Source organism: Xanthomonas sp. F4 (assembly GCF_011761895.1).
This window is the reverse complement of record NZ_JAASQX010000011.1, coordinates 1-12,378: the sequence shown is the minus strand read 5'-3', so window position 1 is coordinate 12,378 and position 12,378 is coordinate 1. Positions and strand designations below refer to the sequence as shown.

The following is a 12,378-nucleotide window of genomic DNA, read 5'->3' as shown; positions in this document are numbered from 1 at the left end:
TCAGTTCCTCCCCATGGTGGTGCCCGGGCGCAGCACCCGCCAGGCCTGGTACAGCGCGAACACGCTCATCAGCGCGCCGCCGATCGACAGCGGCAGGTAGTTGATGCTCTGCGGCATCCGCGCGCCGGCGATCTTGATGTCCAGCCCGTCCAGCAGCAGCACCGCGCCCCACCACGCGATGACTGCGCCGATGGCGGCCACCAGCAGCGGGCGCAGCAGGTCGATGACGCGGCGCAGGGTGGCGTGCAGCGTCTCGGCCAGCAGGAAGAAGCCGAAGTGGCGGCGCGTGTGCACGCCGGCAGCCGCGCCCAGGCTCATCGCCGTGCTCAGCAGCAGCAGCGTCACCGGCTCGGTCCAGCTCGGCGAATCGTTGAGGACGTAGCGGGTGAACACCTGCCAGCCCTGCACCACCACCAGCCCGAGCAGGGCCGCGGCGGCGATGCCGATGGCGAGGTTGGCGATGCGGTCCAGCAGCCGCTGCAACGGCGGCACCGGGAGGGCGGGGTCGTGGTCGGTCATCGGCATGGACTCAGGCGAAATCGCGGATGCGGCGGTACAGGGCTTCGATCTCCGGCTGCTGCCGGTACTCGGCCAGCAGCGGCGCGGCGGCCTTGCGGAAGGCGGGCATGTCCACCGCGTTGATGGCCACGCCGTAGTCGATCACCTGCTGCCGCGCCTGCGCCTCGGAGGCGTCCCACAGCCGGCGCATCACCGTCACCGATTGCCGCGCGGTCTCCAGCACCAGCGCGCGCTCGTCCGGCGCCAGCGCTTCGAAGCTGCGCCTGGACATCACCAGCACGTCCGGCGCGTAGGAGTGATCGCTTTGCGACCAGTAGTGCGCGGCCTCGAAGTGGCGGCTGGACTGGAAGCTGCGCATGTTGTTCTCGGCGCCGTCGATCATGTGCGTCTCCATCGCCGAGAAGGTCTCGCCCAGCGACATCGGCGTGGGGTTGGCGCCGAGCATGCGCATCAACTTGAGGAAGATGTCCGAGGACGCCACCCGCAGCTTGAGCCCGTGCAGGTCCTTGGGCTGCCGCAGCGGATGCTTGGTGTTGTAGAAGCAGCGCGCGCCGGAGTCGTAGATCGCCAGCCCGACCAGGTCGCGCCGTTCGAAGCTGCGCAGGATGCTGTCGCCGACATGGCCGTCGATCGCGCGGCGCAGGTGCGCCACCGAGTCGAACACGTACGGCAGGCACAGCGCCTGGGTCAGCGGGAAGGCGTTGTTCAGCGCGCCGGAGTACACGCGGGTGATGTCGATGGCGCCGAAGCGCGCCATGTCGATCGCCTCGGCCTCGCGGCCGAGCTGGCCGGAGTGGTACTGGCGCAGGCGCAGGCGGCCGCCGGTCTTCTGCTCCAGGGTCTGCCCGAACCAGCGCACCGCCTCCACGGTGGGGTAGTCGGCCACGTGCACGTCGGTGGCGGTGAGCAGGCGCGTCTGGCCGCGTTGCGCCAGCGCGCCCAGCGGCACGCCGGCCGCGGCCGCCGCGGTCAGGCCCGCGCCCAGGAATCGTCTACGAGTGATCATGCTGCGCCCTCCCGCGCGTCATTGCCGTCGCAGCCTAGGCCGCGACCGCCCTGCAGTGAAGTTCGCCGTAGCCGTCGAAGCGGATCGTCGCCTGCTGGCCGATGGCGATGTCGTGGATGCCGGTGGCGTTGCCGGTGGCGATCAGCTCGCCGCGGCGCAGCGGCCGCCCGCGCCTAGCCGAACGCGCCAGCGCGAACGCGAACGCCGCGCGCAGGCCGCCCGGCAGCAGGGTGGCGCCGCCGCTGCCCACGCACTGCCCCTCGATCCAGGTTTCGGCGCGCAGCGCGGTCTCGTCCAGCGTGCTCCAGTCCGGCACCTGCGGCCCCAGCAGCAGGCCGTTGTTGTTGCCGAAATCGGAGATCACCACGCGCGGCCCCAGCTGGTTGATCGTGGCCAGCGGGCTGCTGGCCACTTCCACGCCGATGAACAGCGTGGACGGGACCTGCGCTGCCTGTTCCGCGGTCCAGTCCAGTTGGTCGGCCGGCACGTCCGCATCCAGACGCAGCACGTACTCGGCCTCGACCGCGCCGAAGCCGCCGTCGAACACCGGGATGTCCGCTGTTCCACCGGTAGCATTCCACAGCGCAGCGGCGAAGATCGGACCCAGCAGACGCTCGTCCCCGGAGTGGTCGCGGCGCTCGGGGGCGATGTAGCCGACCTTCCAGCCGACCACGCGGTCCGGCCATTGCGCGATCGCCAGGTCCTGCACGCGGTAGGCGGTCTCCAGATCGTCCGGGATGACGCCGGGGAAATCGGGCAGCGCGCGGCCCTGGCGACGGGCCTGGACGAAGCGGGCCGCGATGTCGGCCAACGCGGGCGGTGGCGTCTGCGACGGGCCGGAAGGAAGGCTCAAGGGCATCTCCGCAAGGATGGGGGTCGGGGAATTGCTGCGCCGCGCATCGACAGCGCGTTGCGCCGTTGTATATGGTAAACCGGTGTCATTGGCAATGTGCGGTGCGGCAAAGAGCAGGGAATCGGGAATCGGGAATCGGTAGCAGCAACAGCAACAGCAACACAGCGTCATGCGTTGGCGCAGGCCACGCGCACACTGGGGCCACCGCCCTCGTCGGTCACGCGCCACGCGGGTTTCTTCCATCCACGACGGAGATCTCGACGATGTCGGCCCTGCTGCTCCCCACCCGTCTACGCCCCGCCGAACCTTTGTCCCCGCGCCGCGGCAGTCATCGGTCCCGTCCCTGCATCGCGGTGCTGGCGGCGCTGGGCCTGCTGCTGGGTGCCCTCGGCACGGCCGCGGCGGCCGAGCGGCCGGCCAGCGAGAGCGCCGCCGAGCTGGCGGCGCGGCTGCCGCTGTGGCCCGGTCCGGCGCCGGGATCGGCGGCTGGTCCCGATCAACCGCGCCTGGTCGAGCGCAGCGACGATCCGGCCCTGCCCGATCGCGCGCTCAGCGGCCGCTACCAGCCCTACCTGGTGGTGTACCGGCCGAAGACGCCGAACGGCAGCGCCCTGCTGGTTGCCCCGGGCGGCGGCTATGCGCGCGTGGTGCTGGACAAGGAAGGCACGGCACTGGTGCCGATCTTCGCCGAACAGGCCGGCATCACCCTGTTCGTGCTTCGCTACCGGCTTCCCGACGCGACCACCGATGGCGCCGACGCGCGCGACCAGCCGCTGGCCGACGCGCAGCGCGCGCTGCGCCTGATCCGCGCACATGCCGCCGACTACGGGGTGGACCCGCACCGCATCGGCGCGATCGGCTTCTCCGCCGGCGGTCACGTCGCCGCCAGCCTCGGCACCCGCTACGACGACCCGGTGTACCCGGCCCGCGATGCGATCGACCGGGTCAGCGCGCGGCCGGATTTCCTGCTGCTGCTGTATCCGGTCATCGACATGGGCAGCGGCACCGCGGCGCACACCGGCTCGCGGCTACGCCTGCTCGGCCGCCACCCGGACGCGGCGACCACGGCCGCCTACTCGCTGCAGAACCGCGTGCACGCCGGCATGCCGCCGACCTTCCTGGTGCACGCACAGGACGACCGGGTGGTGCCGGAGGAGAACAGCCTGCTGTTCTACCAGGCGCTGCGCCAGGCCGGGGTGCCGGCCGAGCTGCACCTGTTCGCGCACGGCGGCCATGGCTTCGGCACCCGCGGTATTGCCGGCCTGCCGTTGGCGGCGTGGCCGCAACTGGCGCTGAGCTGGATGCGCAACGTGCAGGACGACCCGAGTGCTCGCGCGCCGATCGCGCCGCCGGCAGGCACGCCGTGAGCCTCGCCGTGGGCACCGCCTCCACCACGCGGCGATGCCCGGCCCGCCCACACCCATCACGCGGCGGGGTCGCCGGCAGTCGCACCCGCTGCCGCTTGCCACTCCTTCCACGTCTCCGATCGCCTAGCCAGGACCCCATCCACGCATGACCGCCCGCCCTCGCCTGCCCGCCCCGCCCCCTGCCGCGCCCGACGCGGCGATCCCCGACGACCATGGCCGCCGCCGCTTCCTGCGCGACTCCGCGCTCGGCGCCCTGGTCTTGAGCGGCGCGCTGCCGGGCCTGGCGACCGCGGCGCTGTCGACGCCGGCTGCGCCGCTGGCACGCACCCGCAGTGGCCGCATCCGCGGTGTGCGCGATCAGGGCGTGTGCGTGTTCAAGGGCATTCCCTACGGCGCCGACACCGCGCCGCGGCGCTTCCAGCCGGCGTTGCAGGAACAGCCGTGGCACGGCGTGCGCGACTGCAGCGCCTATGCCGCGTCGGCGCCGCAGCGCGGCGGGTCCGAGCCGGTCAGCGAGGACTGCCTGTTCCTCAACGTCTGGACCCCGGGCCTGCGCGACGACGCCAAGCGCCCGATCCTGTTCTACATCCACGGCGGCGCCTACAACAACGGCTCCGGCAGCGACCCGCTGTACGACGGCGTGCGCCTGTGCCAGCGCGGCGACGTGGTGGTGATCAGCGTCAATCACCGCCTCAACGCGTTCGGCTATCTGTACCTGGCGCCGTTCGGCGGCGACGCCTATGCCGCCTCCGGCAACGTCGGTCAGCTCGACCTGGTGCAGGCGCTGCAATGGGTGCGCGCGCACGCGGCCGAGTTCGGCGGCGATGCCGGCAACGTCACCGTGTTCGGCCAGTCCGGCGGCGGCGCCAAGATCGCCACGCTGATGGCGATGCCGGCCGCGCAGGGCCTGTTCCACCGCGCCTGGACCATGAGCGGGCAGCAGGTCACCGCCGCCGGGCCGCGCGCCGCCAGCCAGCGCGCGCAGTTGCTGCTGCAGGCGTTGAAGCTGGAATCAACGCAACTGGACACGCTGCGCACGCTGCCGCTACAGCGCGTGCTCGAGGCCACGCGCACGCCCGACCCGTCGCGCGCCGAGACCACCGCGCTGTACCTGGGCCCGGTGCTGGATGCGCAGGTGCTGCACCGGCATCCGTTCTGGCCGGACGCGCCGCCGCAATCGGCGCGCATCCCGATGGTGATCGGCAACACCCATGACGAGACCCGCGCCTTCCTCGGCCACGATCCGGCCAACTTCGCGCTGAGCTGGGAGGCCCTGCCGGACAAGCTGGCGCAGGAGCAGTTCGTGGACCTGTCGCCGCAGGTGGTGATCGCCGAGTACCGGCGGCTGTATCCGCACTACACGCCGAGCGAGGTGTTCTTCGCCGCGACCACCGCCGGCCGCTCCTGGCGCGGCGCGGTGGAGGAAGCCGAGGCGCGCGCGCGCCAGGGCGCACCGACCTGGGTGTACCAGCTCGACTGGGGCTCGCCGCTGGACGGCGGCAAGTTCGGCGCCTTCCACACCCTGGACATCCCGCTGGTGTTCGACAACATCCGCCAGCCCGGGTCGCGCACCGGCGACGGCGCCGACGCGCAGCGCATGGCCGATGCGATGAGCGCAGCGTTGCTGGCCTTCGCCCGCCATGGCGACCCCAACCACGCCGGCCTGCCGCGCTGGGACCCGTATTCGCTGGCTCAGCGCGAAACCCTGTTGTTCGACACCGACAGCCGCCTGGCACACGACCCGCGCGGCGGCGAGCGCCGGCTCTACGCGCAGGTGCCGTTCGTGCAGCGCGGGACGTTCTGAGCGTCCGTGCGCCGCCTCGCGTGCGTGACAACGTCGTAGACACACCGCCGAGGATGCGCACAGCATGCGCGGCGTCACGTCCACGATCGCGCAGTGTCCGCGACAATCCCCGCTCCTGCGGGCGACTTACACGCACCCATGCCGCCTTCTGATCGCCAACTGATCTTGCTCGCGCGCATCGACGACTGCTATCGCGCGCTCAGCGGTCACCGGCTGTATTGCCCCGACACCATCGCAGATCGCTATCGTTGGCTGCACACGCATGCGCCGTACGCCATCCTCGCGCATGACGCCGGCACCGATCCCGTGTTCTTCTACGCCAATCGCTGCGCCTTGAACTGCTTCAAGTACAGCGAGCGCGAGATGCTCTCACTGCCGTCCCGCCTGAGCGCCGGCCCATCCGATCGCGCCGAACGGCAACGATTGCTCGAGACCGTCAAGCGCAACGGCTTGACCGGCGGCTACAGCGGGCCACGGGTCGACAAGCTGGGCAACAGCTTCCTCATCCATGATGGCGAAATCTGGCAGTTGGGCTTCGGCAGCGCCGCCGGGTGGGGTCAGGCCGCCCTGTTCTGGCCGAGCCCTCGCCAGACCGTGGCGCTGGACTAGTACGCCAAGTGCGGGTTCCAGCCTTGGCGCCCAAGGGCGAAGGGATGGCGCTGACTGGAGCGCGGCGACGTATCGCGCGTTGCGCCCGCCGGTGTCGCGATCAGCGGAGTGAACGTGCGCCGGCAGCGCCGGCGATTGTCGCCGCATCCGGCACCGCGCACGCGCGCGCATCGCGCGCTACCAACCGGTGTCCTCGGCCAGCACCACGCGGTTGCCGACGGCGCGCGCGGAATCCAGCAGCGCCTCGGCGCGCTGCATCAGCGTGGCCGGCGTGTCCTCGGGCGCGGCCAGCAGCGCACCGACGCTGACCGTCAGCGGCCGCGCGTCCGCCGTCTCCTGCGCGATCGCCATGACCTCGACCATGTCGCGCAGCGCCGGCGCCACCTGGCGCAGATGCGCACCGCTGGCGTCGTACAGCACCAGGGCGAAGCGATCGGCGCCGATGCGCATGGCGACATCCAGCGGACGCAGCAGACATTGCATGGCCTCGGCCACCTCCAGCACCGCGCGGTCGGCGGCACCGGCACCGCTGCGCTGCGCCAGCGCGGCGAAGCCGTCCAACTCAACCAGGATCAGCGCCAGCCCGCGCTGCAGGCGCCCGCGCTCGGCCAGCGCCACCGCCAGGTGTTCGTCGAAGCGGCGGCGGTCGCCAAGCCCGGTGAGCGCGTCGCGCAAGGCTTCGTCGTCGCGCACCCGCCGCTGCAGGAAGCCTTCGCGGCGCGAGTGTTCGCGCAGGTAGCCGCCGACCGCGCCGACCGGCACCGCGGTCCACAGCAGCCACTGCAGGCGCAGGTAGGCATCGTGCGCCGCGCCGTCCAGCAGCAGGTGGCCGGACACGGCGCTGATCGCGCACAGCAGCAGCGCCACCGCCACGCTCTGCCATAGCGCCATGCCCAGCGGAAAGAAGCCGGCCACGATCACCAGGGTCATCACCGCCGCCGCATAGCGCAGCTCCTGCGGCGGGTAGCCGATGCTCGACAGCACCAGCCCGGTGCCGCCGACCAGCAACAACAACGCGGCACGGCCGGGCCCGTGCGTGTCGGCCCGGTGGATCGCGGCGGCCACCCACAACAGCGCCAACAGGGTCGCTGCTCGCACCGCAACCGCATAGCCGGGCAGACCGCCGCCGCGCCAGCCGAAATGCACCGCGTCCCAGCCCAGCAGCAGCAGCGCGATCAACACGCCCAGCGAGGCCGCCACGCGCTGCGCGAAGCCCAGTGTGGCGGCGGTGTAGTGGCGATACGCCCGTTCCAGCGGAGGATCGAAACGCAGCCCGGCGAATCCCTTGCGCAATTGCGCCGCGTAGGCCTCGCCCGGCGGCGCGTCGTTTGGCTCCTGGTAACGCTCGTGCATGCAGTCCCCTGTCGACGGCAACGCGGCGCGAAGTGCGGATCAGGTCACATCACATCGTGTGCCCCGATTCGGTTCGCGCGGACGCTGCGGTGCCCACGTCGCGACCATGAAAAAGCACCGGCGCGTGATTGTCCACTTTTGGGACGATCGGTTGCGTGACAGTGGTGCCCTGCCGCGCCGGCGTGACGCGGCAGGCAAGCATCAGCGCAACGGCGGGAACGCCCACACACTGTGCGGATCGCCGCCCTGCCCGCGGCGGTACGCGGCGCGCGCCATCTGCCAATAGGCCCAGGCCAGCACTACCGCACAGGCGTCGATCGCCAGCAGCGTGCCGCTGCTCCACGGTGCCACCCAACCGGTGGCGCCGCGCAAGCCGGCCAACGGCACCAGTGCAGTCAGCACCGCGCAGGCCAGCAGCAGTTCGTAGGCGCCACGCGCGGTCGGCCGCAGCAGCGCCCAGGCCACACCCAGCGCGAACACGGCGTAGTACGCACCGCGCTCCATCCCCGGCGGCAACAGGCGCGCAGCCACGAACAGCGCCGACACCCCGGCCACGCAGCCCAGGCACACGCCGGTGGTGAGCCGTGCCATGACGTGGGTGCGCAGCGGCTGCGCGTGCTGACGACGCTTGCGTCGCGCTTCCACCCACAGCAGGTTGCCGCTGTAGAACAGGAACGCACCGCCGAGCCCGAGCAGGAAGTACAGCCACTGCAGCGGCCAACGCCCGTAGTTGCCGAAGTGCAGGGTCTGCAGGCCGCGCAGCGACGCCACGCCCGGCGACATGGTCTGCGGCGACAGCACCCGCAGCACCTTGCCGTCGGCCGCGCGCAGGGCGACGCCGGCCAGCGTATTGAGCCGGCGCTGGTCCTGGTAGCCGTAGAGTTCCACCTGCGCGTTGGCGTCGCCGGCATCGTGGAAGGACAGACTCTCCGGCACGAAGCCGGGATTGGCCGCGCGCGCCCGCGCCACCAGCTCGGCCACCGGCAGCATCGGTGCGGCCACGTGCGCGGGCTGCACGTGCGGGGCCAGTTCGAAGTCCGGCTGCAGCACCTGCATCAGCTTGCCGTCGAACACCAGGTACTGGAACGGCGCCAGCAACAGCACGCCCAGGGTCAGCACCGCGCCGGACCAGGCGAAGATCACGTGGAACGGCAGCGACAACATGCCGATGGCGTTGTGCGCGTCCTGCCACAGGCGCTTGACGTTGCGACCGCGGCGCAGCGCGAACAGGTCCTTGAGCAGCACCGGCGCGTACAGCACCACGCCGCTGACCAGAGCCAGCCCGTACAGCAGGCAGACCACGCCGAACAGGTAGGTGCCGAAGGTGCGCGGCAAGCCGGCGGTGAAGTGCAGGTCGTACAGGAAGTCGACGAAACCACTGCGCTGCGGCAGCTGCACCGGTTGCCCATCGGCGCCGGGCTGGAACTGCACGATGCCGCCGAAGGCCTGCTGCGCGGCCGGGCCGAACGCATAGAACTGCGGCAGCGTGCGGCCTTCGCCGGGCAGCATCAGCGTGTAGGACTCGGCCAGCGCCGGATGCCGTGCCAGCACCGCATCGGCCAGCGCCTGCGTGGCCTGTTCCGGCGGCAGCGTCGGCGCGCGCACCGCTGGCGGCCGCGGCCACTGCTCCAGGTCGTGGGTGAACACGTTGATCGCCCCGGCATAGAAGGCGATGAACAAGGCCATGCCGGCGAGCAGGCCCATCCAGCTGTGCGCCGACAGGAACTGGCGCAGGGTCGCGGCCTTCATGGAGTCACCTGCACGAGATGACTGGCCTTGAGCAGGAACAGCGCCACGTAGCACAGCGCGGTCGCCGTCCCCAGCCACAGCCACGCGCGTGCGCCGCTGCGGAACACGAAGGCCAGCGACATCGCACCGATCCATGCCGGGAACACCAGCAACAGCCACGGCAGTGTGTGCACCTGCAGGTTGCCCGGCCACAGCAGCACGCACAGTCCGATCGCGCCCACCGCCAGCGGCAGGCCGAGGACGATCGCCGCCAGCCACCTAGCCCACATCGGCATCGCCCCCATGCAATTGCCGCCAGGCATCCAGGTACGGCAAGGCCACCGCCGCCAGCATCGTCGCGCTCAACGCGGCGAAGACGCCGGCCCACACGCCCAGCGCGACGATCGCCGCGCCCAGCGCCACCACGCACAACAGCGTGCCGGCCACGCGCAGCGCGCGTGCGTGCCGCCGCCACGCCGGACACAGCCGCTGGTGCGCGGTGGCCAGGTAGAACGCCAGCGCCGCCAGCGCGGCGGCCAGCAGATAGCCGGCGGTGGCAACGGCAGGCATCACCAGCGCGCCTCGAAGCCGATGCCGACCACGCGCGGCGCGCCCAGGATGGCGACCGGATCGGTGGCCCAGCGGTACTGCACGTAGTGGCGGTCGAGCAGGTTGTTGGCGAAGATCCACGCGCTCCAGTCCAGGGTCTCGTAGCCGAACTTGGCATTGACCACGGTGCGCGAGGCCAGCTGCACCGCGCCGGCGCCGACATCGGTGTAGACGCGGTCGCGGAAGCTGGCGTTGAGGTTGGCCAGCCAGCCGTCGGCGAAGCGCCAGTTGGCGCCCAGCGCCGCGGTCCAGTGCGGCGCGTAGGCGAACTCGCGGCCGGCGTAGTCGATGATCGAGGCGCCGGCGACGGTGGTGAAACTGTCGTAGCGGGTGCGCGCGTAGCCGAGCGAGCCGTACCAGTCGAAGGCTTCGTTGGGGCGGTGGCTGGCCTCGAGCTCGGCCCCGTACAGATGCGCGCGGCCGGCGTTGACGGTGTTGTAGTCGAAGCTGTTGAGGCCGAAGTAGGCGGTGGTCTGCTTGTCCTTCCAGTCGATGTAGTAGGCGTTGGCGTTGAGAGTCAGGCGCCGGTCCAACCACTGCGAGCGCAGCGAGGCCTCGTAGTTCCAGGTGTATTCCGGGTCGTAGGGGAAGGCCTGGCTGCGCGCGGAGTTGAAGCTGGAGCCGCCGGAGCGGTAGCCGCGCTGCACCACCAGGCTGGTCGACAGGTCCGGGCTCCAGTCGTAGCGCGCCCCGAGCTTGGGCAGCAGCGCATCGAAGTCGCGCGTGTTCCATGCCACTTCGCCGTTGGCCGAGCGCACGATGCCGGCCACGCCCTGGTTGATCGCAACGATCGCGCGGTACAGCGCGGTGCCGCTGGCGGCGAAGGCGGCCGGGTCGGGATAGCGGCCGGCGAAGGCGGCGGTGGTGTCGGAAGCCATGGCGTAGCGCTGGCGGTCGTAGCGCAGCCCGCCCAGCAGCGAGAAGCCGCTGCCGACCTGCCACTGGCCATCGGCAAACAGCGCGCGGTTGCTGGAGCGGGTCGGGCTGGCGCTGACGTAGTCGACCGGAATCACCGGCAAGGCCTGCGCGTAGCGGGTGGCGATCGCGGTGGCGGTGGCGGCCGGGAAGCCGGCGCCGCGCAGCAGGCCGGCGATGGTCGTGGTCGGCGTGGCGACGTTGTTCAACAGTTGCGCGTTGTTGTCTTCCACATGCCGCGCCCAGTACGCGCCGATCAGGCCCTGCACCGAGGCGCCGGCGTAGTGCAGGCGCAGTTCCTGCGAGGCAGTGGTGTCGTCGAGCTGGCGCTGCGCGTAGCCAGCGTTGTCCGGGCCATGGTCCATGTCCCAGATGCTGGACGAGGTGACCTTGTTCCAAGCGCTGACCGAGGACAGCGACCAGGCGTCGGAGAGCGCGTAATCGGCCTGCAGGGTGACGATGTCGCTGTCGCTGCGGGTGCGGTCCGGGGTGTTGTTGGTGGCGTAGCGGTGCTCGGCATAGTCGGGCAGGTCGGTGCGCACGTAGCTGTACATGTATGGGCCGGTGCGGTGCGAGCGGGTGTAGCCCAGTTGCACCTTCAGCCCGGCGATCGCCGACGGCGTCCACAGCAGCTTGCCGCGGTAGATCGCCGAGACCTGCGCGTCGTCGGCGGCTTGGCGGGTGAGGTTCCAGTTGTAGCCGTCGAAGCTGCGCTGCTCCACCGAGGCGCGGAACGCCAGTTCGTCGGCGACGATCGGCCCGCCGACCGCGCCGGCCAGGCTGCGGTCGGACGGGTCGGAGGCCAGCACCCGCAGCTTGCCCTGCCAGTCCATGGTCGGCTCGGCGGTACGCAGGACGATCGCGCCGGCCAGGGCGTTTTCGCCCTGCAGGGTGGACTGCGGACCGCGCAGGACTTCCACCTGCTGCAGGTCCCACAGGCTCAGCGGCGCCCAACTGATCGCCTTCCACGGCAGTGCGGCACCGTCCAGGTAGATGGTGGCCAGCGGCGCATCGCTGCCGCCGTCGATGTTGCGGATGCCGCGGATGCTGAAGCCGGCGTCGCCGTAGGTCTGCGCCATGTTGGCGGTGCGGTTGAACACCTCGTAGGCGTTCTGCAGGTTCTCCTGCTCGATGCGCGCTTCGGTGGTGACGGCGACCGAGCTGGTGGTGTCCTGCACGCTGCGGCCGCTCTTCTCGCCGGTGACGACGATCTGGTCGAGGGTGGTGGGATCGGGGGGAGGTGCGGCATCGGCGGCAGCCGCGCGCGTTGGCGGCGACAAGCCGAGTAAGACGGACACCACAGACAAGGACAACACCGACCGCGCGACGCGCATGCACCACTCCCCCCGAAAGACTCACGGATGAAGGCATGGCGGCGGCTGTGCCCGGCTGCCGGACCCGGCAGCGCTGGGCGCGGACTTTAGCAGAGCGGGGGCGAGGCCGCTATGGGATTTGGGATGGGCGGCAGGTTTGCCTCGGGCCTTGGAGTTGGGCCTCGGGGTCGCGGGGGCCGCGAGCGGTCGTAGATACCGTCTTACCCCCTAGCAGGCAAGGCCCCTTTTCGGGTCGAACGCGGTGCCCGATTTGAGGACGCCATAGGCGAGGTGCAGGAGCT

At 71.1% G+C, this 12,378-nt stretch carries 11 protein-coding genes; 3 read left to right on the top strand and 8 right to left on the bottom strand.

Annotation, left to right across the window (positions count from 1 at the left end; translation table 11 throughout):
- The 3 genes from FHR66_RS20685 to FHR66_RS20675 are packed head-to-tail and all read right to left on the bottom strand — an operon-like array spanning position 1 to position 2,384.
- Positions 1-519 carry a TRAP transporter small permease gene (locus FHR66_RS20685; RefSeq protein ID WP_160968606.1) on the bottom strand — a complete coding sequence of 173 codons (519 nt, stop codon included), beginning with the start codon at positions 517-519 and terminating at the stop codon, positions 1-3.
- Between the two features lie 10 nt (positions 520-529).
- Complete coding sequence (locus tag FHR66_RS20680; RefSeq protein WP_160968608.1) at positions 530-1,525, bottom strand: TRAP transporter substrate-binding protein; 996 nt, start codon at positions 1,523-1,525, stop codon at positions 530-532.
- A 34-nt stretch (positions 1,526-1,559) separates the two neighbouring features.
- Entirely contained in the window at positions 1,560-2,384 is an 825-nt protein-coding gene (locus tag FHR66_RS20675; RefSeq protein WP_167088071.1) for a 2-keto-4-pentenoate hydratase, read from the bottom strand.
- Positions 2,385-2,731: 347 nt separating this feature from the next.
- On the opposite strand from FHR66_RS20675, the gene FHR66_RS20670 reads away from it, so the two are divergent.
- The 3 genes from FHR66_RS20670 to FHR66_RS20660 all read left to right on the top strand — a co-directional run bounded on the left by FHR66_RS20670 (position 2,732) and on the right by FHR66_RS20660 (position 6,158).
- Positions 2,732-3,745, top strand: coding sequence for an alpha/beta hydrolase fold domain-containing protein (locus FHR66_RS20670; RefSeq protein WP_160968610.1), 1,014 nt, complete (start codon positions 2,732-2,734; stop codon positions 3,743-3,745).
- 145 nt (positions 3,746-3,890) lie between these two features.
- The gene (locus FHR66_RS20665) at positions 3,891-5,549 is read left to right on the top strand and encodes a carboxylesterase family protein (protein WP_167088069.1); all 1,659 of its coding nucleotides are present in this window, start codon (positions 3,891-3,893) and stop codon (positions 5,547-5,549) included.
- 138 nt (positions 5,550-5,687) lie between these two features.
- Positions 5,688-6,158, top strand: a complete 471-nt coding sequence (locus tag FHR66_RS20660; protein ID WP_160971037.1) for an MEKHLA domain-containing protein — start codon at positions 5,688-5,690, stop codon at positions 6,156-6,158.
- A gap of 177 nt (positions 6,159-6,335) precedes the next feature.
- Here the strand turns inward: FHR66_RS20660 and FHR66_RS20655 are convergent, their stop codons facing one another.
- The 5 genes from FHR66_RS20655 to FHR66_RS20635 form a co-directional block, all read right to left on the bottom strand.
- A complete protein-coding gene (locus tag FHR66_RS20655) occupies positions 6,336-7,511 on the bottom strand; it encodes a GGDEF domain-containing protein (RefSeq protein ID WP_160971029.1) in 1,176 nt (391 codons plus the stop codon).
- A 201-nt stretch (positions 7,512-7,712) separates the two neighbouring features.
- Positions 7,713-9,260, bottom strand: a complete 1,548-nt coding sequence (locus FHR66_RS20650; protein WP_160971031.1) for a PepSY-associated TM helix domain-containing protein — start codon at positions 9,258-9,260, stop codon at positions 7,713-7,715.
- The gene (locus tag FHR66_RS20645) at positions 9,257-9,529 is read right to left on the bottom strand and encodes a hypothetical protein (protein WP_160971041.1); all 273 of its coding nucleotides are present in this window, start codon (positions 9,527-9,529) and stop codon (positions 9,257-9,259) included. The genes FHR66_RS20650 and FHR66_RS20645 overlap by 4 nt, the downstream gene beginning before the upstream one ends.
- Positions 9,519-9,809 carry a hypothetical protein gene (locus FHR66_RS20640; RefSeq protein ID WP_160971033.1) on the bottom strand — a complete coding sequence of 97 codons (291 nt, stop codon included), beginning with the start codon at positions 9,807-9,809 and terminating at the stop codon, positions 9,519-9,521. Before FHR66_RS20640 ends, FHR66_RS20645 begins: the two co-directional genes overlap by 11 nt.
- Positions 9,809-12,097: a TonB-dependent receptor domain-containing protein gene (locus FHR66_RS20635; protein WP_202395011.1), complete on the bottom strand. Its 2,289-nt coding sequence runs from the start codon at positions 12,095-12,097 to the stop codon at positions 9,809-9,811. The genes FHR66_RS20640 and FHR66_RS20635 overlap by 1 nt, the downstream gene beginning before the upstream one ends.
- Between the last annotated feature and the right edge of the window lie 281 nt (positions 12,098-12,378).